This window comes from Psychrobacter sp. HD31 (assembly GCF_051097895.1).
GTDB lineage: Bacteria > Pseudomonadota > Gammaproteobacteria > Pseudomonadales > Moraxellaceae > Psychrobacter.
In genome coordinates, this window is sequence record NZ_CP142525.1 from 2013964 (window position 1) to 2038473 (window position 24510).

General features: G+C 39.1%; 20 protein-coding genes and 1 pseudogene. 15 read left to right on the forward strand and 6 right to left on the reverse strand.

All coding sequences use genetic code 11. The features are described 5' to 3' along the window. Window positions 1-17 precede the first annotated feature (17 nt). From rocF to trmA, 3 genes are all read right to left on the reverse strand, one after another. Window positions 18-956: an arginase gene (gene rocF, locus VH441_RS09095; protein WP_434353329.1), complete on the reverse strand. Its 939-nt coding sequence runs from the start codon at window positions 954-956 to the stop codon at window positions 18-20. 84 nt (window positions 957-1040) lie between these two features. Further along, window positions 1041-1634, reverse strand: coding sequence for a YhgN family NAAT transporter (locus tag VH441_RS09100; RefSeq protein WP_434353330.1), 594 nt, complete (start codon window positions 1632-1634; stop codon window positions 1041-1043). Window positions 1635-1651: 17 nt separating this feature from the next. After that, window positions 1652-2812: a tRNA (uridine(54)-C5)-methyltransferase TrmA gene (gene trmA / locus VH441_RS09105; protein WP_434353331.1), complete on the reverse strand. Its 1161-nt coding sequence runs from the start codon at window positions 2810-2812 to the stop codon at window positions 1652-1654. 372 nt (window positions 2813-3184) lie between these two features. Between trmA and ileS the strand changes: the two genes are divergently transcribed. Next, entirely contained in the window at window positions 3185-5980 is a 2796-nt protein-coding gene (ileS, locus tag VH441_RS09110) for an isoleucine--tRNA ligase (RefSeq protein WP_434353332.1), read from the forward strand. Then, on the forward strand, window positions 5973-6515 hold the full coding sequence (gene lspA / locus VH441_RS09115) for a signal peptidase II (protein ID WP_434353333.1): 543 nt from the start codon (window positions 5973-5975) through the stop codon (window positions 6513-6515). The genes ileS and lspA overlap by 8 nt, the downstream gene beginning before the upstream one ends. Before the next feature lie 89 nt (window positions 6516-6604). On the opposite strand, the gene VH441_RS09120 is transcribed toward lspA, so the two are convergent. The 3 genes from VH441_RS09120 to VH441_RS09130 all read right to left on the reverse strand — a co-directional run bounded on the left by VH441_RS09120 (window position 6605) and on the right by VH441_RS09130 (window position 9071). Further along, on the reverse strand, window positions 6605-6889 hold the full coding sequence (locus VH441_RS09120) for a hypothetical protein (RefSeq protein ID WP_434353334.1): 285 nt from the start codon (window positions 6887-6889) through the stop codon (window positions 6605-6607). Window positions 6890-6941: 52 nt separating this feature from the next. Next, window positions 6942-8090, reverse strand: a complete 1149-nt coding sequence (locus VH441_RS09125; RefSeq protein ID WP_434353335.1) for a Na/Pi symporter — start codon at window positions 8088-8090, stop codon at window positions 6942-6944. A 93-nt stretch (window positions 8091-8183) separates the two neighbouring features. Beyond that, window positions 8184-9071, reverse strand: a complete 888-nt coding sequence (locus VH441_RS09130; RefSeq protein WP_434353336.1) for a 3-hydroxyacyl-CoA dehydrogenase — start codon at window positions 9069-9071, stop codon at window positions 8184-8186. A 300-nt stretch (window positions 9072-9371) separates the two neighbouring features. Here VH441_RS09130 and fkpB point away from each other — a divergent pair, with 300 nt between their 5' ends. From fkpB to ftsZ, 13 genes and pseudogenes are all read left to right on the forward strand, one after another. Next, complete coding sequence (gene fkpB, locus VH441_RS09135; RefSeq protein WP_434353337.1) at window positions 9372-9872, forward strand: FKBP-type peptidyl-prolyl cis-trans isomerase; 501 nt, start codon at window positions 9372-9374, stop codon at window positions 9870-9872. Between the two features lie 97 nt (window positions 9873-9969). Next, a pseudogene (locus VH441_RS09140) lies at window positions 9970-10611 on the forward strand (ParA family protein); the annotation flags it as partial. Between the two features lie 207 nt (window positions 10612-10818). Further along, window positions 10819-11331, forward strand: a complete 513-nt coding sequence (locus tag VH441_RS09145; RefSeq protein WP_434353338.1) for a hypothetical protein — start codon at window positions 10819-10821, stop codon at window positions 11329-11331. Window positions 11332-11493: 162 nt separating this feature from the next. Continuing rightward, on the forward strand, window positions 11494-14154 hold the full coding sequence (gene topA / locus VH441_RS09150) for a type I DNA topoisomerase (RefSeq protein WP_434353339.1): 2661 nt from the start codon (window positions 11494-11496) through the stop codon (window positions 14152-14154). A gap of 112 nt (window positions 14155-14266) precedes the next feature. Continuing rightward, window positions 14267-15208, forward strand: coding sequence for an MbnP family copper-binding protein (locus VH441_RS09155; RefSeq protein ID WP_434353340.1), 942 nt, complete (start codon window positions 14267-14269; stop codon window positions 15206-15208). 146 nt (window positions 15209-15354) lie between these two features. Continuing rightward, window positions 15355-16782, forward strand: coding sequence for an MbnH family di-heme enzyme (locus VH441_RS09160; protein WP_434353341.1), 1428 nt, complete (start codon window positions 15355-15357; stop codon window positions 16780-16782). A 4-nt stretch (window positions 16783-16786) separates the two neighbouring features. Then, entirely contained in the window at window positions 16787-17005 is a 219-nt protein-coding gene (locus VH441_RS09165; RefSeq protein ID WP_434353342.1) for a hypothetical protein, read from the forward strand. Between the two features lie 235 nt (window positions 17006-17240). Beyond that, window positions 17241-18305: an undecaprenyldiphospho-muramoylpentapeptide beta-N-acetylglucosaminyltransferase gene (gene murG, locus VH441_RS09170; RefSeq protein WP_434354393.1), complete on the forward strand. Its 1065-nt coding sequence runs from the start codon at window positions 17241-17243 to the stop codon at window positions 18303-18305. 77 nt (window positions 18306-18382) lie between these two features. Beyond that, on the forward strand, window positions 18383-19813 hold the full coding sequence (gene murC, locus VH441_RS09175; protein WP_434353343.1) for a UDP-N-acetylmuramate--L-alanine ligase: 1431 nt from the start codon (window positions 18383-18385) through the stop codon (window positions 19811-19813). Between the two features lie 53 nt (window positions 19814-19866). Further along, a complete protein-coding gene (locus tag VH441_RS09180) occupies window positions 19867-20793 on the forward strand; it encodes a D-alanine--D-alanine ligase (RefSeq protein ID WP_434353344.1) in 927 nt (308 codons plus the stop codon). A gap of 291 nt (window positions 20794-21084) precedes the next feature. After that, window positions 21085-21738 (forward strand): cell division protein FtsQ/DivIB, encoded by a 654-nt coding sequence (locus VH441_RS09185; RefSeq protein WP_434353345.1) that lies wholly within the window; start codon window positions 21085-21087, stop codon window positions 21736-21738. Window positions 21739-21897: 159 nt separating this feature from the next. After that, the gene (gene ftsA / locus VH441_RS09190; protein ID WP_434353346.1) at window positions 21898-23184 is read left to right on the forward strand and encodes a cell division protein FtsA; all 1287 of its coding nucleotides are present in this window, start codon (window positions 21898-21900) and stop codon (window positions 23182-23184) included. Between the two features lie 126 nt (window positions 23185-23310). Continuing rightward, on the forward strand, window positions 23311-24498 hold the full coding sequence (gene ftsZ / locus VH441_RS09195) for a cell division protein FtsZ (RefSeq protein ID WP_434353347.1): 1188 nt from the start codon (window positions 23311-23313) through the stop codon (window positions 24496-24498). Window positions 24499-24510: the final 12 nt, after the last annotated feature.

A 24510-nucleotide genomic window follows, 5' to 3' on the forward strand; every position in this document is an offset into this window, starting at 1 on the left:
TAAAAATTTTTAAGATTTTATCGTTTTCTCATTAAGGTTGATTTACCAAATAACGATTCAACCAAGTCGACCGCTAAAATGGCAGTTTTGTTGCGTTCATCTAACGTTGGGTTTAATTCAACAATATCGAGTGAGCCCATCAGCCCAGTATCGGCAATCATTTCCATCCCCAATTGTGCTTCACGGTAAGTAACCCCGCCAACGACAGTTGTGCCAACCGCTGGGGCAATACTTGGGTCTAGGTAGTCAATATCAAAGCTGACATGAATGTGGGTGTTTTCATCCACACCTTTTAGCGCAGCTTCCATAGTTGCCTTCATACCATATTCGTCAATATAGCGCATATCAAATACATCTAAGTTATGTTCATTAACAAACTTTTTTTCGCCTTCATCTACGCTTCGGATGCCGATTTGGCGGATGTCAGCAATGTTGACAGAGGGGGTGGTATCACTAAAGTTGATGAGCTCTTTTGGTCCAAACCCACATAAACAGGCAACAGGCATGCCATGAATATTACCAGAAGGAGTTAAATCGCTGGTGTTAAAGTCGGCATGGGCATCAAACCAAAGTACGCGCAGTTTTTTGCCTTGCTTACGGCAATGGCGAGCAACCGCAGCAATCGAACCAAGCCCAAGGCAATGGTCGCCACCCATTAAAATGGGCAGGTTACCTTCTTCTAGTTCTTTATAAACACTGTCATGAACGGATTGATTCCACTCAACCACTTGCGGTAGGTGGCGATAGCCATCGACAGGAGGCAAGTCAGGATTAATTGGACCAGATAAGTTACCACGGTCAACCAAACTAACACCGTGGTTGGCGATGTGTTTATCTATGTTGGCAACTCGCAAAGCGTCTGGACCCAAATTAACGCCTCTTACACCTGCACCAATGTCAGTGGGTGCGCCAATAAGCGCAACTGTTTTATTATAAATAGGTTCTTTTTGTGTCATTTAATTTGTATCCTTAGATTAAAACCTTTGTTTTTTATATAAAAACTTTTTTTTATAATATGGGGCATACTACCATAAAGTAGATTACGCAATAAATGATTTGAATGCGTTTAACAGCATTTGTACAGAAATTGATATTAAAATCATCCCCATTAATCGCTCAATGGCTTTTAGACCACGGTGCCCAAGTAGGCGGTAAAAAACAGGAGAAAAATACAAAATTAACGCAGAAATTGACCAAGCCAATAAAACAGACATCAATGAAGATTTAATCTGTTCTGGGTTTGTCTCTACTAACAAAATGAGTGTGGCAAGAAGCGAAGGACCTGCAACTAAAGGGATGGCTAAAGGCACAATAAATGGTTCAGTATAGTCGTCACCATCATCGCCCATAATACCGCCACGAGAAGGGAAAATCATACGTATTGCCACAATCATTAACACCAAGCCACCACCAATCGCTACCGCTTCACGGCTTAGCCCCAGTGCGTGCAAAATACTGCTGCCCATAAATAGGAACAACAACATAATACCCAAGGCGATGATAAGCTCACGGACGATAATTTTTTTGCGGCGTTCTTCTGGTACGGCTTTAAGTACAGCTAAAAACACAGGGATGTTACCGAGTGGATCCATAATAAAAAACAGCGTCACGGCTGCGGCGATAACTTCTTGCATGAGTTGTCCTTAATTATTTATCTTATTATTTTGGTGAGTAATACACCAGCCTCGATGTGATGCGTATAAGGGAACTGGTCAAATAAAGCCGTGCTGATTACCTTGTGTGTTTTGCAAAGGGTTTGTAAATTGTCTGCTAGAGTATCAGGGTTACAAGAGATGTAAATGATGTTATCAAACTCGCTTAACAACGCCAGTGTATCCTCATCAATACCAGCGCGCGGTGGGTCGACAAATACGGTACTAAAGTCATAACTTGCCAACTCGATATCGGCTTGTTGTAAACGGCGAAATTCACGAGTAGCATTTTTTGCTTGGGTGAATTCTTCGGCTGATAAGCGAGCAATAGCAATGGAATCTAAATGGTTTTCGGCAATATTCCACTGCGCTGCAGCGACTGAGGTTTTGCTAATTTCTGTTGCCAGGGTTTTTTTAAAAAACTGGCTAAGTGGTAAGGTAAAGTTGGCATTGCCACAGTACAATTCTAGCAAGTCTGTTGATGTGCTATTTGTTGTAATCGCTTTGGCTTGTTGGCATGCCCAAGTTAGCATGTGTTCACAAACCTTGGCGTTAGGCTGTGTAAAACCGCCTTCTAACTGTTTATAGGTGTACTCTTTACCCAGTACAGTTAGTTTTTCAAGCACAAAATCTTGGCTAAGCACCAGCTTTTGTTTACGGCTACGCCCAATAATGTGACAGTTGAGTTCTTTTTCTAACTGAGTTGCAAGTGTTTGCCACTCGTCTTCTAACTTTTTGTGATAAATCAGCGTTACCAACATGTCATTAGAGAGTGTACTTAAAAACTCGACTTGAAAGAGTTTGTGTTTTAGTGTTTCATGCTGTTTTACTTTTTCTAATAATACTGGCATTAATTTATTAATAGCATGGTTTGCGATAGCAAACGTATCAACCTTAACACGTTGTTTGTTTTCAGCGTTATTAGCTTCAGTTGCTTCCATCATGGTATAAAAGCAATCAGAACCCTCATGCCAAATGCCAAATTCTGCACGCATTCTAAAGTGTGTTACCTCAGACTGATAAACCGTCATATCTGCTAGCAATTCTTTTTTAGCAAAAGGGGATAAAAGGTTTTTTAACCGTGTGACTTTATCATCAAGCTGTGTTTGGTAAGTGCTTGTTGGCAAATTAGCATAAGTTTTTGATGCAGGTAAGGTCATAGCAATAAAAATTTTAAAATAGTAAAAATAATGGCGATAGGATACCAGTTTTATAGCTTATTTCCTACTAGTCAATGCTTAGATGGTTTTAAAAGACCGTTAAAAGACAATAATAAATAAAAGACAATAATAAATGGTATGAAAGTTCATGACTTGGATTTTATGTTTGGGTTTTATGCGATATGACTTTTTAGATAACTAACTTTTGGTTTATTAATTAAATAGTGCTAAACATTTTTTAAAATGATTTTTTTGTGTCAAAAAACCATCACGACTTTATTAACACTAGCTATTTGGCTTATAATAGTTGGATTTATCAGGCAATTTGAATTGTCTCCTGCTACTTTTATGGCATTTGTATAAGTGAAGACTATGACTCAATCGACGATCGACTATAAAGATACCCTAAACCTTGCAGATACTGAATTTGCAATGCGTGGCAACCTCGCCAAAAGAGAACCAAAATGGCTGGCAGCATGGGAAGAAGATAACGTATACGGTAAAATTCGTGAAGCACGTCAAGGTGCACCAAAGTATATTTTGCATGATGGACCTCCGTATGCCAATGGTCAAATACACCTTGGACATGCTGTTAATAAAGTATTAAAAGATATTATTGTTAAGTCAAAAACCTTATCTGGCTTTGATGCCCCCTATGTGCCAGGTTGGGATTGCCATGGGTTACCAATTGAGCAAAAAGTGGAAGCAAAAGTTGGTAAAGTGGGGCAAAAGGTTACGGCAACTGAGTTCCGCAAACTATGCCGCGAGTATGCAAAAAGTCAAGTTGAACTGCAAATGGCTGACTTTAAGCGTTTGGGTGTGTTTGCAGATTGGGATAACCCATATTTAACCATGAACTTTGAGCAAGAAGCGAATATTGTACGTGCGTTAGGAAAAATTTATAAAAATGGTCATATCACACGTGGTATGAAACCAGTTAACTGGTGTTTAGACTGTGGTTCGGCACTTGCTGAAGCCGAGGTTGAATATCAGGATAAAGTATCTGATGCCATTTATGTTGGTTTTGAATTATTAGACTTGGCGCAAAAACTGGCATTAACCGATGAAGATAAAACCTTTGCCGTGATCTGGACAACCACACCATGGACATTACCTGCAAACCAAGCAATCAGTGTGCATCCACGTGAGCAATACAGTGTTGTTAAAACGCAAAAAGGTAACCTATTACTGGCAAGTGCGTTAGTTGACAGTGCATTAGAGTCGTTAGCACTTGATAATCTTGGCGAGGTTGCACAAGTAGTGGGCAGCGAGCTTGAATTTGTAAAAGCACAACACCCAATTATTGCAGACAGACAAGTGCCATTAATTTTAGGTGAGCATGTGACAACAGACAGTGGTACTGGTTTGGTACATACAGCACCTGGACACGGTGCAGACGATTATGTTGTTGGTCAAAAATATGGGTTAGAAGTAGAAAATCCTGTGGGCGGTAATGGGGTATATTTGCCAACTGCTAAGGCATTTGCTGGCGAGCATATTTATAAAGCCAACCCTAAAATTATTGCACTATTAACAGAGACTGGACATCTATTAAAGCACTCTAAAATAGAGCACAGTTACCCGCACTGCTGGCGCCATAAAACACCAATTATCTTTCGTGCAACGCCACAATGGTTTATTAGTATGGAAGAAAAAGGGCTAAGAGAACAATCTTTGCAAGATATCTCTAAAGTCACTTGGACTCCTTCATGGGGACAAAATCGTATTGAAGCGATGATGAATGGTCGTCCTGACTGGTGTATTAGCCGTCAGCGTACATGGGGTGTGCCAATCCCATTTTTCACGCACAAACAAACCGATGAGCTGCATCCAAAAACAGCGGAGCTTATCGAAAAAGCCGCCAAAATGATTGAACAGGGTGGTGTGGAAGCTTGGTTTGATGCCAATACAGCAGACTTTTTAGGTGAAGAAGCTGACCAGTATAATAAAGTAACAGACACCCTAGATGTTTGGTTTGATTCTGGTAGTACGCATGCGGCGGTATTAGATGAACGAGATGAGCTACAAAGTCCAGCCGACATGTACTTAGAAGGCTCTGACCAGCACCGAGGTTGGTTCCAAACTTCGTTACTGACTTCTGAAGCCATGTATGGTCGCCCACCATTTAAGCAAGTATTGACACATGGCTTTGTGGTAGATGAAAACGGACGCAAAATGAGTAAGTCGTTGGGCAATATCATTACCCCGCAAGAAGAGATTAACAAAACTGGGGCAGATATGCTTCGTTTATGGATTGCTTCTGCTGACTACCGTTATGAAATGACAGCGGGTGCCAAAGTTTTTAAAGGTGCGATTGATATTTACCGTCGTATCCGTAATACCTTGCGCTTTTTATTGGCTAATACGGATGACTTTAATCCAGCAACAGATGCAGTGGATATGAATGAATTGGTCAGCCTTGATAAATTTATTATGGCAAAAGCAGCGCAATTGCAAACAGAGATTATCAAAGCATACGATGATATGGACTTCCACCAAGTGACACAGCTTGTGGCAAGTTTTTGCTCGCAAGATTTGGGTGGCTTTTATCTTGATATTATTAAAGATCGTCAATATACCAGCCAAGCTGATGGGCAACCTCGTCGCTCTGCTCAAACGGCGATTTATCACATTGCACATGCCTTGATTCGTTGGATTGCACCCGTTTTAAGCTTTACTGCGCAAGAGGCGTGGGAAGTGCTAAAAGGCACAGATGAGTATGTGTTTACGCAAACTTGGTATGAGTTCCCACAATTTGAGTTAAATAAGGTAACAGAAGAGGACTGGGCTCGCATATTAAAAGCGAAAGACGCTATTAACAAACACATTGAAACAGCGCGTGAAAACAAACAAATTAATGCCAACTTATCTGCCAAAGTGACCATATATGCAGATGGAAATATGTTTGAGAGTATGGCAAAGCTGGGTGATGAGCTGCGTTTTGTATTTATTACCAGTGATGCCGAGCTAAAACCATTTGATGCCAAAGCGGGCAGTGATACCGAAGTTGATAACTTGCGTGTTGAAGTAACAGCGGCAGAAGGGACTAAGTGTGTGCGCTGCTGGCATGTACGTGATGATGTTGGCGTAAATCCAGCGCATCCAGATATTTGCCAACGCTGTGATGATAACGTGAACGGTGAAGGCGAGGTTAGATATTATGCCTAATGACAACGTCTCTAATAGTGAGATGTCCACTAGTCGTATTGCTGCTTTAAATGGTAATCAGGCATTCAAATGGTATATTGTATCGCTGTTTATTTTAATTGCGGATCAAGCGAGCAAGTTGTTTTTTGAAAACTTGTTAGATTTGCATGAAACCATATCTGTCATAGAACCCGTATTAAATTGGACACTTGCTTATAATCATGGTGCGGCGTTTAGCTTTTTAGCAGACCAAAATGGTTGGCAAAAATGGTTTTTTGCTGGTTTGTCTTTTGTCGTGTCTTTATTTTTACTTTGGTATATTAGAAAAGTGCCACGTAATGCAAACCTGCTATCGCTTGCAATGGCATTGATACTAGGCGGTGCGGTTGGTAACTTGATTGATCGTGTCTTGTATGGGCACGTCATCGACTTTATCCATGTCCATTATGCTGATGTTTGGCATTATCCCGTATTTAACATTGCCGACTGTGGTATTGTAATTGGTGTGTTTTTAATGGTGATTGATATGCTGTTTTTAGAAAGTAAACGCCAGTAAGTTGAAATAAGTGAATAAAAAAGAGACTGATATAAAAATATCGGTCTCTTTTTTTACTATGCAATCACACAATAGTTATAAATCTTTAACTATGAATCTTTTTTACGTAATTCTTGTAGCGCCATGTTAACAAAACTCCGTAGAGCCTTAAAGCTTGAGTCTGCTTCAGTCATGTGGGCATCGAGATTATCAATGGCGTTGTGCATTTTGTTTGCTTGACGACTTTTTAGCTCATCCATTAAGGCGGTTAGGGTTTCTTCAGTTTCTTCAATTAAGCGATTAATTTCATCGTCTGATTTAATTGCAACATTATCTGCAATTTCATCAAGCGTATTAATTTGGCTGACAGTTTTTTTATGTAATTGTTCACTCATCTTACGCCCCCTTACTTTTTACTTTCCTTGTTTACATTTTAACTGAATTTTTTTATCCACTAATTGCGTAAGAGACACCTACACAAACGAGTGGAATAACAAAAAATACACCTAATATGTATACCATAGCATAAACTTTGTTATTTGATGCCAAATTACCCAGCCATATGGCTAATTTTGGTGGAATTTCTCTTAAAAATGGGATTCCATAAATGACAGCGACCCCAAGCACGTTATAGGTTAAGTGAATCATTGCAATGGTTAAAGCTGCCCTTGCATCGCCTTCTACGGCGGTAGCAGCAAGCATTGCAGTGATACAAGTACCAATGTTAGCGCCTAATGTAAATGGATAAATTTGCTTTAATGAAAATGCCCCTGAGCCTGCTAAGGGCACCATTAAGGAGGTAGTCGTTGATGATGACTGAACCAAAATCGTTATAAACGTACCTGAAGCAATACCACTGAGCGGACCACGACCAATCGTTGTGTGCATGATGTCTTTGGCACGTCCGACCATGAGTTGTTTGAGTAATTTGCCAATGTAAGAAATTGCGACAAAAATTAAAGCCACCCCAATTAAAGCCAAAATGACACCAGATAAGGGCTGGTCAACAAAGTGCGTTAATTCTTTAAAAATATTAACGACAGGTTTTGTTGCTGCTTTTACAAAATTGAATGACTTTATAGAAACGGCATCGCCACCTATCATAAAGCCTGATAAGTAACTACCTATTTTTTCAAGTAAACCGAACATCATTTCTAGCGGTAAAAATATGATAACCGATAAAAGGTTAAAATAATCGTGCACGGTTGCAGCGGCAAAGGCACGCTTAAACTCTTCTTTATCACGCACATGCCCCATAGATACAATGGTGTTTGTGATAGAGGTACCTACGTTTGCACCCATTACCATAGGTACAGCGGTAGCAACTGGCAAACCACCTGCAACCAAACCAACAATAATGGAAGTAACGGTAGAAGACGATTGGATTAATGCGGTAGCAACGATACCAATCACCAGTCCCATAAATGGGTTAGTTGCAAAGGCAAACAATTGTTCTGCTTCACCTTTGGTTGCTCCCTTAAAGCCCGCTCCAATCATGCCAACAGCAGTAATCAAGAGATAAACTAAAGCGACAATGGCTATCCATTTTAAAATTTTCTTGCTTGAGTTTATTGGCATTTGGCTAGAGTCTGCCATAGAACACTCCTAAATATAAAACAACTTGTAAAAACGAACTAAGTCAGTCCATAGATCATATGTTGATGGACTGACTTTAAAATGAATCATGTTTTAGAGGAGGTTCCCTTTCTCATCATAATCATAAAAACCACTTCCAGACTCTCTGCCTGTTTTACCTTGTGCTAAAAAATTATTTTTTAACATAGCTACAAACTTTTTGGTAACGGGGTCGCCAGTTTGTTCTGCACGTGCAGACGTAACGGCATACAAAGTTCTAAGTCCAATTAAATCCATAATTTCAAAAGGTCCTTTTGGCGAGCCAGTGGCAAGCTTCCAAACCTTATCTACATCTGCTGGGTCAGCAACTTCTTTGGCATACAAGCCACAAGCGGCATGTAAAAATGGCACTAATAACGAGTTCATGATATAACCAGGTTGCTCTTTTTTAATAATAACGGGTGACATTTGCATGGCTTTAGCAAACTCAAAAATGATGTTAACAGCTTCTGGGTTAGTTTTGGCAGTGCCCATGACTTCCACAATACGCATACGCCAAATGTCGTTAGCAAAATGCAGTGCTAAAAAGCGGCTTTCATCACCAGATGAGGCACTAAATTTACTGGGTAATAGCGTTGATGTGTTGGTTGTGAAAAGGCAGTTATCTTTTGTATAGTGACCAATGTCAGCCCATACGCTTTGTTTTAGTTGCAAGTTTTCTGGCACGCACTCAATAATCAAATCAGCGTTTGCAACCGATTGTTCTAGCTGGCAAGATTGAACCAGACGATCATTTGTTGCTGTGATTGTGCTATCTGCAACATTAAGGTTATTAGAATAAATGTCATCTAACTTAGCAAAACGATTTTTTGCAGCTTGAAGTGCTTCTTCATTAACGTCATAACTCACCACATCAAAGCCGGCAAAAGCACACTGATAAGCAATTTGTGCACCAAGTACACCAGCGCCAACCACAGTTACATGTTTTATGTTGGTCTGCATAGGACATTCCTTAATGTTTTATTAAATCATGTGTCATCAACACGTATTTCAGTGTTATTTTGGGTTTAATTTAAGTAAGCTAATTGTAACATGAATCGCTAAGAATCGTGGGTAATTTAATGCATATATTGTGCATACAAAGGTAGAAAAGGCTTAAGATTTATTAGTATAATGTTCAGAGGTTTTAATACAAAATAATATTGTTATTTGTATTTATTGCTGTTGTTATCACTTGTCGATAGATAGGTGTTTATAACATACCCTTACTCTACTTTTTATATCATTAAAATAGCGAATATCATGACTCAGCAAACGCAATTTATTAATCCAAATGATGACACAAGAATCACAGATAGCAGTCAAGTTGCCCTGCATTTTGAAGTGTTTTTAGATGATGGTACCGTGATTGATACCACTTTTAACCGAGATGAACCTGTGCAACTAACAATTGGTGATGAGAGCTTGCTAGAAGGTTTTGAAAAAGTACTTATGAATTTAAGAGCAGGTGATACGCGTACGGCACGTTTAGATGCCGAACAAGCGTTTGGAGAATGGAACCCAGATAACGTACAAACCTTTAGTAAAGCGCAATTTGCTTTATCTGGTACCGATCCAGAAGTTGGTATGATGATGGAGTTTGAAGATAAAGGCAAAAACACATTACCCGGGGTAGTGAGTCAAGTCAGCGAAGATGAAATAGAAGTTGACTTTAACCACCCGTTGGCGGGTCAAGCAGTGAACTTCAAGGTGCAAATTTTTAGAGTTACCCCTGCAGGAGAAACTGGGATAAATATACAATAAGCCAATTATAACTGATTGTTATTTAGCTATATCTTATTTTAAAATTTTGTTATGATGTGACCTTGAGTTTTAAAGATTAGTTGCATGGAGGATGGAAATGAACACAGTATTAATCGCTAATCAAAAGGGCGGCTGTGGTAAAACTTCAGTAGCGGTGACTTTAGCGGCAGCATTAGCAAATCAAGGACAAAAGGTCGCACTAGTAGATGCTGACCCACAAAAATCAAGCTTATTGTGGTTAAAACAAAGACCTGGTACAGCCGCACCCATTATGTCTGTTGATTGGCACGATGATGATGACATCGGTAATTTACCCAAAAAAGTTGAAAAAAAACTCGGCAAAAAAGATTGGTTAATTATTGATGCGCCTGGTTCACTTTCGGTTGATAAAGCAGCGAGCCTCATTAGTGAAACAAAAGCGGTCATTATCCCTGTGTTACCCTCAATTTTTGATTCAGATAGCACCAAGCAATTTTTAAAATCCATTCAAGACATCAAACGTATCCGCAAAGGTAAAGTAAGTATCCATTTACTTGCTAATCGTGTTAAAGCAAAAGCAAATACCAGCCAAAGTCTAAAAAACTTTTTTGATAATATAGGTCAGCAACCATTGGCATGGATTAGTGAGCGTAATTTGTATCCACAAATGGCAGAGCAAGGCTTAGCAGTATTTGATAGAACTCAAAAAAGATACCGTGATATTCAGCTACAATGGCAACCTGTATTAGATGAGTTAATGCCAAAAGTTGCCAGTCAGTATGAAGGTATGTTAAAAGATGCAAAAATATCATCAGGGATTGCAAAACTAAATAAACAAAGTGCTGAGTCTCAAACAAATCAAGCTAACACAAAAGTTAGTAAAAAAATAAATCATTCAACTTGGTATGAGTAACCACTAGACTCATAATTAAGCAACGAGTTAGGTAAGGCAAAGGCAAATTTGGCGATGGGTATTTGGATTACAGTTGGTATAGTATTGTTTGTGCTGGGTAGCATTATGGGGCTTAAGCCAAGTGGTATCGATCAACGTACCGACAAAGTACGCATGGCAGCTCGTAAACTAGCATTAAACCCTAAATTGGTTGCTTGCCCAGATTGGCTTCGTGGCAAAGATGATGAATATGGACGAGGCATGATGGGGCAGTATGGTATTGTGGTTGAAGGATATAAGATGCCACATGTGAGATATCATGCGGTAGATGGCAAATGGCGTCCTGTTACTATAGATGGTGATGTGGTCGATTTTAGTTTAGATAAAGTTGCAATCGATTTGCCAGAAAATATCATCAAACATACCAAAGGGCTTGAAGCCAAAGCCAACAGCATTGTTCTTTATTGGGATGATGTTGCTTATGTGCGTCCTGCAACAAACCCAAGTTATCATGAAAAAAATATCGAAACAGATTTATATCCTATCACACAAAAGTTAACACAGTGGGCTAGCCTAATTATGAGCTGATTATGAGTTAATTTTGTTAATTTACTTGCATATTCTTGCCAAATCCTTATCATCTCTCAACTAAACAAACATCGCTCTGCTTGAAATTTTTATTGACATCATCATAAATAGCATAGTAGTTTTTATATAGTATTTTTATTTTTGAGACTAGATTAGTTAATTATGGCAAAAACAACCACTAAAAAAATATCGTCTACAACCAATAAAACAGGTGTAAAAGGGAAGTCACTTGTTATTGTGGAATCGCCTGCCAAAGCCAAAACCATTAATAAGTATTTAGGTAATGATTATATTGTGCGTTCGAGCATTGGTCATGTACGCGATTTACCAACGGGTAGTAGCAATAAAAAGGCAAAAACCAAAGCGCAAGAAGCTCGTGAAGCCAAAATGACACGAGAAGAAAAAGCGCAAAATGCGTTAGTTCGCCGTATGGGTGTTGATCCAGAACACGGTTGGAAGGCAGTGTACGAAGTTTTGCCAAGTAAAACAAAAGTCATTAAAGAGCTAAAAAGCCTCGCAAAAGATGCTGACACTATTTACCTCGCTACCGATTTGGATAGAGAAGGGGAAGCCATTGCTTGGCATTTGCAACAAGTTATTGGTGGTAGCGATGATAAATACCAGCGTGTGGTATTTAATGAAATTACTAAAAACGCCATCCAAAATGCTTTTAAAGAACCCGGTAAGCTCAATACTGACCGTGTAAATGCCCAGCAAGCGCGCCGTTTTTTAGATCGCGTTGTTGGTTTTATGGTCTCGCCTTTATTATGGGCAAAAATTGCCAGAGGGCTATCAGCCGGTCGAGTCCAATCAGTGGCTACTCGCTTAGTTGTAGAACGAGAGCGTGAAATTCGTGCTTTTGTACCAGAAGAATATTGGCAAATCCATGCAGATACCCTTGCCACGGCGAGCAAAACAGATACGCAACTTCGATTAGAAGCGGTTAAGCAAAATGGTAAAACCTTAAAACTTGCCAATAAACAACAAACCGACGAAATATTGGCACTATTAAAAGATGCTGATTTTATTGTTAAAGATCGTACAGAAAAACCAACACAATCACGCCCATCCGCACCTTACATCACCTCCACGTTACAACAGGCAGCAAGTACCCGTTTAGGGTTTTCGGTTAAAAAAACCATGACAATGGCGCAGCGTTTGTATGAGGCAGGCTATATTACTTACATGCGTACAGACTCTACCTTTTTATCTGCTGATGCGTTAAATGCTGTAAGGGGCTATATTGGTGGCAACTTTGGTGATCAGTATGTGCCAGAAAAGCCTACTTTTTATGGCAGTCGCCAAAATGCGCAAGAAGCGCACGAGGCAATTCGGCCATCTGATGTGAATGTTAAGTCTAATCAATTATCAGGTGTTGATAGAGATGCTCAACGTTTGTATGAGCTTATTTGGCGACAGTTTGTAGCGTGCCAAATGCCACCTGCAAAATATAAATCAGTTAATTTATTAGTCGATGCTAATGGTGTGGAACTAAAAGCACGTGGTCGTACCATGACGTTTGATGGTTACACCAAAGTGCAACCGCCTGCAAAAAATGATGACTCACTCTTGCCGGATGTTAAACAAGGCGAAAAGTTAAACCTTGTTAAATTAGACCCAAGCCAGCACTTTACTAAGCCGCCAGCAAGATATACCGAAGCAAGTTTAGTTAAAGAGTTAGAAAAAAGAGGTATCGGTCGTCCCTCTACTTATGCTGCGATTATTTCAACCATTCAAGATAGAGGCTATGTAAGGCTTGAAAATAAACGCCTATTTGCCGAAAAAATGGGTGATATTGTTACAGAAAGACTGGTAGAAAGCTTCCCTGATTTAATGGACTATACGTTTACTGCGGGTCTAGAAAATAAACTAGATGGCGTTGCGGACGGTGAGCAAAACTGGATTAGCGTTTTAGACAATTTTTATGGTGGTTTTAAAAATAAACTTGAGCATGCCAAACAAAAAGATGGCATGAGACCAAACAACCCAACGGATGTACCTGATATCACGTGTGATAATTGTGGTCGCCCTATGCAGGTACGCACAGGTTCTACTGGTGTGTTTTTGGGCTGCACAGGTTATAACTTACCACCAAAAGAGCGTTGTAAGGGAACAAAAAACTTAATGGCAGTTGAGGCATTTGCAAATTTAGACAGTGCCGATAGCAAAGCTGAGGTGGATGCCGAAGTTAAAGACCTCATGGAGAAAAAACGCTGCCCTAAATGCGCGACCGCAATGGATGGCTATATTGTAGATGGTGGATTAAAATTACATATTTGTGGCAACAATCCAGATTGCGATGGTTATACACTTGAAGAAGGCAAGTTTGAAGTGCCTGGCTCAGATGCCCCAACCATTGACTGCAATAAATGTGATGGGCAAATGGAGCTAAAATCAGGTCGCTTTGGTCCTTATTTTGCTTGCCAAAAATGCGACAACACCCGTAAAGTGATGAAAGATGGATCAGCTGCACCCCCTCGTATGGATCCAATAGACATGCCCGAGTTAAAGTCTCAAAAACATGATGATCATTATATTTTGCGAGAAGGGGCAGCCGGCATGTTCTTGGCGGCATCTAAATTTCCAAAAATTAGAGAGACTCGACCACCTAAGCTGAGTGAGCTTCGTCCCATTAAAGATAAATTGGAAGAAAAATTTCATTATATTTTTGATGCGCCAGATGAAGATGCTGATGGTAATCCGACTATTTTACGTTGGTCACGTAAAAACTCAGAGCAGTATATTGGCTCAGTAAATACCAAAACTAACAAAGCAACACGTTGGGGATTGTACTGGCGAAAAGGGAAATGGGTAGAAGAATAATCACATAATAAAAATATGGATTTTTATATCAGCTTAATATAAAATTTACAGCTATTATTTTTTAAATAAGCTTTTATTTATATAGTTTTTTATTTAATCTAAGGATGAATCTATGACAACAACATTGAAGTTTTCTTTGGCTTTGGTGATACCTGCATTGCTAACAGCTTGTGCCAGTACGCAAACAGCATCCACACCGAGTAACAGTACGATGGCATCGGACATAACGCTTGAATTTAATGCCATCGCACCAAAGTTAGTAAGTGGTAAACCGCAATTAGCAGAGGTAACATGTCAAGATACTTATATGTTGGGTAATCCTGCTAAAGCAACAAAGCTTGCAGATTTAAGATTTTATGTGACCAACTTGCAAGTTACCACAAAAGATGGCAAAACATTACCAGTATCTTTAAAGCAAAATGATTTCCAGCAAGTAGATTTGGGTCTAATTGATTTAGAAAATGGTACAGGTTCATGTTCTGATCGTGGTGATAGCTTATACAACAATCAACTAACTGGCACAATACCTGCGCCTTATACTGAAGCCGACATTCAAGGAGTTAGTTTTGACATTGGTGTACCATCTGACAGAAACCATACGCTCGCAAACGATCCAAGAACAAAAGCCCCTCTAGATATTCAGGGTATGGCGTGGTCTTGGCAAATGGGGCGTAAGTTCTCTAAAATTGAACTCGCACCGCTTGATAAAGTGGCAATGAAAGATGGCACCATGGCAAAAATTTATAACTTACACCTAGGTAAAATGGGTTGTAAGGGCGATGCGACAAATGGTGAAGCAGTTAACTGTAAATATAATAATATTGCAACGGTAGACTTAAAAACCAGCACGCCATTGAGTCAAAACAATATCACTTTAAACCTGGCTAACCTGTATGCTAATAGTGATATTACAACAGATAAAGGCAAGAAAGCCGGCTGTATGTCATTTAAAGCGGATGGTGATTGTAAAGCTTTGTTTGAGCAAATGGGACTAGACTATCAAACGGGTACTAGCACGGGTAAGCAAAAAGTATTTAGCTTAAGCACTAAGTAATCTAGTTTTACAGTTAATAGTTAATTAATGTTTCTTAACCCTGCATTCTAGTATTCTGTTTGCAGGGTTTTTTAAATAATTTTTTATAGCCTTCTTTTTATAAAAGCAGTTTGTTTATAAAAGCAGTTTGGTCTAGGAGTCGTCAATTGAGCCAGTATCAAAAAAGTTATGTGCGTAGTTTGCTTATGAGCCAGTATCAAAAAAGTTATGTGCGTAGTTTGCTTATTATAAAAGCGATACTTATGTTAGCTGTTGCTAGTGTCACGACCTCTTGTAATCTTTCTGCTAACTCTAATTTACATCAAGTTAACTCAACCTCACCCAAACCTGTGACGACTAATAAGCAAAATGCCATTAACTCGCAAAAACCAAAACCTACTAAGAAAGATAATCACGGAATAGGTAAAGACTTTGCTGTTTTAAAGGTAGATGCTGCGACAAAAGCCGATAATTTAAGCGCCAAAAAAACGTCTGACTGGCAATGGCAATTACCTGTTTATTTTCCTGAACCAAACGTACCTAAAGATAACCCTATGACTAAAGCTAAGGTGGCACTCGGTCGACATCTTTTTTATGACAAGCGATTATCTATTAACGGAGAATTTAGTTGTGCTAGTTGTCACTTGCAAGAGCTGGCTTTTACTGATGGACGAGCAACTTCTATAGGTGCCACAGGTGAAGTGCATCCTCGAAGTAGTTTGGGGTTGGCTAATGTTGCTTATATGCCAACGCTTAATTGGGCAAACCCAGCGGTTACTAAGTTAGAAGACCAACTATTAACGCCCATGTTTGGAGAAATGCCTCGTGAGATGGGTTTAACGGATGAGCACTTTAAAAAAGTGCAACAGACTTTCGCTAAAGATGAAAAATATCGAGCATTGTTTAGTAAAGCCTTTGGCGAAGATCAGCTATTTGATAAAGCAGATTCATTTAGCCTTGAATATATCTCTAAAGCCATAGCCAGTTTTGAGCGAAGTATCATCTCTGCTGATAGTAAGTTTGATCGACATATGCAAGGCAAAGTAAAACTCAGCGATAGTGAAATGAGAGGCAAAACACTATTTTTTGGGGAGAAAGCAGAATGCCATCATTGCCATGGCAGTTTTAATTTCAATGATCAAGTCATCCACAGCAAATCTAGAGTTGTGCCCATTCGTTTTCATAATACGGGGATGTATTATCTGGATGAACTTGGTAGTTATATTGAAAATAATGAAGGTTTATATGAGATTACTGCAAATAATGATGATAAAGGGAAGTTTAAAGCACCAAGTCTCAGAAATGTTGCTGTTACTGCACCTTATAATCATGATGGCAGTACGAAGACGCTTGAAGAGGTGGTCGCTAATTATGCTCATGGTGGGCGTATCATTCACTTAACAGAAGACCCAAAGTCTGATAAAATTAATGGCAATAATATTGGCGATGGGCGCTTTAATCCAAATAAATCAGATTTAATTGTACGTATCGATTTAACACCTGATGAACAAGCTGATATTGTTGCCTTTTTAAGGACATTAACCGATGAAACATTACTCACAAATCCTAACTACTCTGATCCTTTTATCAAGTAGTTTATTGTTTATAAACATTGCACATGCTTGCCAATTTCATGCTGATGGTGAGCATGATAACGAGTTAACCTCATGGTTAAACTTGAGTACCACTCAAAATATTAGCCCTAGTGCAAATCAAAGAAACATTATTTCTAGTCATAAGCAAGCATCTGCAAAATCTAACAAAAATGATGGAGTTGCAACTTCAATTCAACAGTGGTTATCTGACGTAGTCAATTAGATTTTTGTGTGGGTTTAATGCCTCTTTATTTCTTATATGTGATATTAAATTAACATAAGTATGGCGTTTTAAGCCTGCTTTTGTTACTTACTGTATCTAATTGTTGTCGCCGTTTTTAAACACTCATTTACTATGTTAAAATCACAGCATTAAAATCAGCTTCTATTGTATTTTGTATATCTTAAAGGACGCACAGGTGAGTCAACATAACCATAAAACACCACCACAAGTATTGATGATGGCAGCAGGCACTGGTGGGCATGTTTTTCCTGCTTTAGCAGTTGCTGATGAGCTGGTTAAACGAGGTGCAACGATCCATTGGTTGGGCACACCAACAGGGATGGAAAACGGATTAGTCAAACCAACAGGGTATCAGTTTCATCCGATACAAATGCAGGGACTTAGAGGCAAAGGCATTGGTCGACTTATTAAACTGCCACTGACACTTTTTAATGCCGTTGCTCAAGCAAAAGCCGTTATAAAAAATAATAAAATTGATGTTGTCGTTGGTTTTGGTGGTTACGTTACCGCACCAGGTGGGCTGGCTGCCAAAATATTAGGCATACCCCTGATCATTCATGAACAAAATGCTATTGCTGGCATGAGTAACCGTTATCTTTCTAAAATTGCCAGTAAAGTGTTACAAGCATTTGATAAAACATTTGCACATAGCAACAAGGTGCATACGGTCGGTAACCCTGTACGAGAGGCAATAACGCAAATTGATGTGCCAGAAGTCCGTTATCGTCAGTCAAATGCAAAAAAAGCACAACTAAAACTGTTGGTGATTGGTGGTTCTCTGGGTGCGCAAGCACTTAATGAAAATGTGCCTAAAGCACTGGAATTAATGGAAAAACCAGTTGTTGTAAGGCATCAATGTGGTAATCACAATTTTGAGGCAACGACCCAAAGCTACCAAGATGTTGATAAAGCTTTACATGATGTGACGATTAGCCCCTTTATTAGTGATATGGCCGCTGCGTATGCCTGGGCAGATGCGATTGTATGCCGAGCAGGGGCGTTAACAGTGACTGAAATCCAAAATGTTGGTTTGCCAGCAATTTTTGTGCCTTTGCCTCATGCCGTGGATGACCATCAAACAGCCAATGCTAACTTCTTGGCGAAAGCCGATGCTGCCTACTTATTGCCACAAAATCAGCTTACGGGAGCAAGTTTAAAAGACAAGCTAATGAGCTTAGACACAAATACTTGCTTAAGTATGGCACAACGTGGTCGAGCACAGGCAAACCCAAAATCTACCAACACGGTTGCCGATATTATTTGGCAATTTATAGGATAGTTTGTTGTAAAATACACCTAAGTTATTACAAATCATATTTACTTCATATTTAAAACTGATTATATAAAGAGAACATTATGCCAACACCTGCCTTACCAAAACGATTAATTGAGATCCCAGAAATGCGTCGCATTGGTCAAATACATTTTGTTGGCATTGGTGGTGCTGGCATGTGTGGTATTGCTGAGGTAATGAAAAACCAAGGCTATGCGGTTAGTGGTTCTGATATTAAAGAAAGTGCGGTAACGGATCGACTTAAACAAATTGGCATTGACGTGTTTATTGGGCATGATTCTAAAAATGTTAAAAACGCTGATGTTGTTGTTGTGTCTTCAGCGATTGATCGTACCAACCCCGAAATACAATCGGCTTTAGCAGCACGTATTCCTGTTGTTCGTCGTGCGGATATGCTTGGTGAGCTAATGAGATATCGTCATGGTATTGCAGTGGCAGGAGCCCATGGTAAAACGACCACCACAAGCTTATTAACGATGATGATGACCGAAGCTGAATTAGATCCAACTTATGTTATTGGTGGTAAGTTAAATGCTTCGGGCAAAAATGCGGCTATGGGTCAAAGTCGGTTTTTAGTTGCCGAAGCCGATGAATCGGATGCTTCATTTTTATCGTTGCGTCCAATGGCTGCCATCGTGACAAATATTGATGAAGACCACATGGAAACCTATGAAAACAGTTACGATAAATTGAAAGCGGCCTATATCCGTTTTTTACATAATATGCCGTTTTATGGGCTGGCAGTTATCTGTGGTGATGACAAAGATTTGTATGGCATGATAGATGACATTGCGCGTCCAACACTTACCTTTGGGTTAGAAGAACATAATGATGTACGTGCCGTAGATGTCAAAACAGAAGGTACTAAAACGCATTTTACGGTATTACGTAAAGATAGAGAGCCGTTAGCCTTAACGTTAAATATCCCTGGCATACATAATGTGCAAAATGCGTTGGCAGCCATTACAATGGCAACGGATGAAGGGGTGGATGATGCTGCTATTGTGCGTGCGCTAGATAAATTTGCAGGTGTTGGTCGACGTTTTGAGCAAAATGCCTGTGTAAAAAAAGAAGATGGCGATATTCTATTGATTGATGATTATGGTCATCATCCCGTTGAAGTAGAGGCAACCATTAAAGCCGCTCGTCAAAGCTATCCAGATCGTCGTTTAGTGATGTTGTTCCAGCCACACCGTTATAGCCGTACGCGAGATTGTTATGATGATTTTGTAAAAGTATTATCACAAGTTGATGAGCTGTTACTGCTAGATGTTTATTCTGCTGGAGAAGAGCCAATTGTCGGTGCTGATTCTAAATCACTGGCGCGTAGTATCCGTCATCGTGGCGAAGTTGAACCAACAATTATTGATAAAGATAACTTAAAAGCTGTGATGCAACGCGTGTTAAAAGCAAACGATTTGTTAATTACGCAAGGCGCAGGTAATGTTGGTCAGGTATGTACAGAACTGGCAGAAAATAGCTTATATATTTAAGCTTAATTATTTGATAATTTCCACTATTTACCTTTTTTAAAAAGGACATTTGCATGACAGAAAACATAAATCCGGAAAAGTTTGGCAAAGTTGCCGTTGTTTTTGGCGGTACAAGTAATGAGCGCTCAGTATCTTTAATGAGTGGTGAAGCGGTATTGAATGGTTTAAAAGAGAAAGGGATTGATGCCTATAAATTTGATCCAAAAGAACAAGATGTAATCGAGATTCGTCAGTTTGACCGTGTGTTTAATGTGCTTCATGGTCGTGGTGGTGAAGACGGTGAGCTACAAGGTTTGTTGGATTGGTTAAAAATACCACAAACGGGATCGGGAGTTTTGGCTTCTTCATTGGGTATGGACAAGGTTCGTACTAAGCAACTATGGCTTGGCTGTGGTATTACACAAACTGCGCCTTTTATGCTATTAAATGATAATGATGATTTACAAAAAGTTGTTGATAACATTGGGTTGCCGGTTGTTATTAAACCAGTACACGAAGGCTCAAGTATTGGGATTAGTATTGTAAAAACGATTGATGAATTGCAAGGTGCGTATCAAAAAGCTGCCGACTGTGGTGATATTGTCATGGCAGAAAAGTTTATTGATGGCAAAGAGTTTTCTATTGTTATCATTGACGATGAAGCTTATCCAGTCATTGGTTGTAAACCTGCAGAAGATGCGGCATTTTATGATTTTGAAGCAAAGTATGTGCGTGAAGATACCGCCTTTTTTATCCCATGCGGGCTGGCAGAGGCTGAAGAAAAGCAACTACAAGCATTGTGTTTAAAAGCTTTTAAAGCTGTGGGGGCAAAAGGTTGGGGACGTGTCGACGCAATGCAAGATGCCGCTGGTAATTTTTGGTTGTTAGAGATTAATACTGTACCTGGGATGACCACCCATAGTTTTGTGCCAATGGCTGCCAAAGCAAACGGCATGGATTTTGCTGAAGTGTGTGTGCATATTTTGGCACAAACTTTATAGGATTCAATGGCTTTATGGATTTTGCCTGTTTCATACCCATCATAAACGTTTTGAAAGTGTAAAGGAATGTTACAATATGGATAAATGTTGCTCATTATCCTATGGTTATGATAAAAAATAAGTTATTATTAATCAGATTTGCCAAATTGTTAGTACTGACTCAGTTTTAACGAGTTAGTACTAACAATAAGACAAACGTATTTTATTTACCTTGTTAATTTTTTTCCTGTTGTGATTTTTTGATTTATGCCTCAATTTGCGGTTCGGCTTGTATATGTTTTAGTAATTGCCATGATAGCATTTTGCTTAGGGATTGGTTACAAACTATACCAACAAGCCCCAAAAGCAAACATCTATGTCCACCCCGCGGGTCTTTCTCAGTCACAATATCATATCTTAAATACTAAAATGCAGACCAAGCAGCCGAGCATTGGTAGCTTTTTTAAAGCAAACTTACAAGTAATAAGAGATGATGTGACTGACTTTAGTTGGGTTGATGAAGTCAGTGTTAAACGTGATTGGCGACGAGGTATTGTTATAAAAGCGATACCAAGACAAGCAGTTGCCCGCTTTGGTAGTGAACGGTTAGTCGATGCAGAAGGTAAAGTTTTTGTACCAGCGAATGAATCATCATTGACGGTAAAACCCTATACGACCTTGCAAGGCGATAGCGACCAAGCGGCAACCATTATGCTGCAGTTACAACATGTCAATACACTTTTTCAGCCACTTAATATGCAAGTTGAAGATATGATTTTGACGTCAAGACAAACTTGGTTAATCAAATTTAATACCGGTATGCGAGTAGTTGTAGATGGTGAAAATACTGCCCAAAAAATTATGAATGTTAGTAATGTCTTACAAAGTCAATTGGCTGATAAAGTAAGTGACATACAAGTTATTGATGCCAGATACAAAAATGGGTTTTCGATAACTTGGCATTAGTTGGCATACTAATGTTTTTTGTAAAAATACGTATGGCTATTTTACAAACAAAGTAAGTAACGTAATGATTTAAGTTATGTTATATAAAGTAGGCATTGACGCCGATGAATATTAAAAAAATGTATTATGATTCTTTAAGTTTAAGGTTTAACAATCGTCATGAGTAATCCTGAAAATCTTGTTGTAGTTCACCTAAGTGCGACAGCCGTTTATGCAGTGATAGGGCAAATTCATGCGCCAGATGACATTAGAATACTTGGGTTAACTGAGGTTAAAACAAATGACTTTTATCAAGGTAGAATTATTGACCATGATAGATTAAAGGCTTCTATTAAACAGGCAATCCAAGAAGTGGAAGACATGGCAAATTGCCGTGTACACAGTGTTTGGTTAAGCTTGTCTACCCCTGAGTTATTAAGTAAAAACAGTTCTGGCACCGTAAACTTAGGTGAAGACCCAATATCTGTTAAAGATATTGTTGAAGCACTTGGGCAAGCAAAGGCAAGAGACTTACCGCATGATTATTACCTAATGCACCATATGCAGCAAGGTGTTTATATTAATAATGAGTCCATGGCGGTTGATAATCCAATTGGTACTTATGCGGATATGATGACGGTCATGTATCATCTTATGATGTTACCAGTGGTTGGGTGCCGTAATATTGAGGATTTGTTTAGACCAACTAATGTACGCATCGACCACATGATTTTTGATGCGATATCTAGCTCTGAATATGGCTTGATTTCAGATGAAAAAGAGCAAGGTATTTGTTTTATTGATATTGGTGCTAGTACCACCAGTGTGTGTGTTTATAAAGATAACAAACTTATTTTTACCTCATGTTTACCACACGGTAGTAACCAAGTAACCATGGATATTTCGGCGCATCTTGGATTATCTATGATAGAAGCTGAAAACATTAAAAAAAGAAACGGGACGGTTGATATGCTAAGTATTGACCCCGCTAAGTTTATTAATGTTAGCCGCGATGGGGCAGAAGACCTGACGGTTAATATGCATGAGCTAACCTTAATTATTGAAGCACGTTATCGAGAAATTTATAAAGAAGTGTTTATAGAATTAGATAATGCAAATTTACTTAATTTTATTAAGCGTGGCGTTGTATTAAGTGGTGGCGGCAGTATGATTAAAGGGATGGTTTCTTTTTCAAAACGATTCTTAGAAGTCAACGTGATGCTGGCAAATACTAATGATGCTATCAATGTAGTTGATAATATTGATGATGAAAAATTTCAACAAATTAATGCACTCATGAAGCAACCCGGTTTTAGAACGGCATTTGGTACTTTATTGTATAGCCAAAGTGAAGATTTTCGCCACAATGAGCATAGTTCGCCAGATGCACTATATAAAAATAGTAAAGCAAACGGCTTTAATAGTGCCTTAAAAAGGTTGAATGAGTTTTTAAAACAGTGGTTGTGAGTAACACCAAGCTTTGTATAAAATAGTAGCAAAATATTTAAGTGATTTTGTAAGCAAAAGTCTTTATAATCGTAAAGAGAATTTATATATTAAATTAATAAGTTATTGAGTAATGGAGTGACATATATGTCAAAGTTTACCATGTCAGATGAAACACAAGAAATATCTAATGGCAATGCACGTTTTACAGTAATTGGTGTTGGCGGGGGCGGTGGTAACGCTGTAGAGCACATGGTAAAACAAGGTGTTAAGGGTGTTACCTTTGTTTGTGCAAATACAGATAAACAAGCACTAGATACATTAACGGCACCTCAAAAATTGCAATTAGGCGCAGAATCAAACCGTGGTTTGGGTGCAGGCGCTAATCCAGAGGTAGGACGTGAGGCAGCTGAAAGTGAAGAAGTTGCAATCCGTAAATTGTTAGAAAATACAGACATGGTATTTATTACTGCTGGTATGGGTGGCGGTACAGGTACTGGTGCAGCACCTGTTATTGCGCGTGTTGCAAAAGAAATGGAAATACTAACCGTAGGGGTGGTAACCACACCATTTAAATTTGAAGGCGGTAAGCGCATGAAGGCTGCAAAAGCAGGCATCGAACAGCTAACCAATTTCGTAGACTCTATTATTACTATCCCTAATGATAAAGTGCTGAGTGTTTACGGCAACATTTCAATGCAAGATGCATTTAAAAAAGCAGATGATGTATTATTAAATGCGGTAAAAGGTATTGCAGAAACCATTACCATGCCTGGGCTTATTAATATTGACTTTGAAGATATCCAAACAGCAATGACATCTCGTGGTCACGCTATGATGGGTATTGGTCGTGCGAGTGGTGATGACCGAGCTCGCCAAGCAACAATTAAAGCAATTAAGTCTCCTTTATTAGATGACTTACGTTTAGAAAATGCAAAAGGTTTATTAGTGAACGTTGTTGCATCATCGTCATTAACTTTATCAGAGTTTCACGAAATCAGCGAAATTGTTTCTAGCATAACCGATGAAGATGAAGCAGATATTTTCTATGGTTCGGTTTTAGATGAAGATATGGGTGATGATTTAGGTATTACGGTTATTGCAACTGGATTGTCGCTTGATGAGCGTCCTAAGGATCCTATGCAAAATGTATTGGCAGCAAACAGTGAGCAAGGTATTGACCCTAAAACGCACACAACTGCATTAAGCAGCCAAAAAAAGAGTCAGTCTCCATTGTATCAAGATGAAGTTGATGCAGATACAGCACCGGCACAGCCACGTAATGTTAATAGTGTGAGCATTACAGACTATTTGCGTAGTCAACAAAAAAAATAACCACTTTTTGTC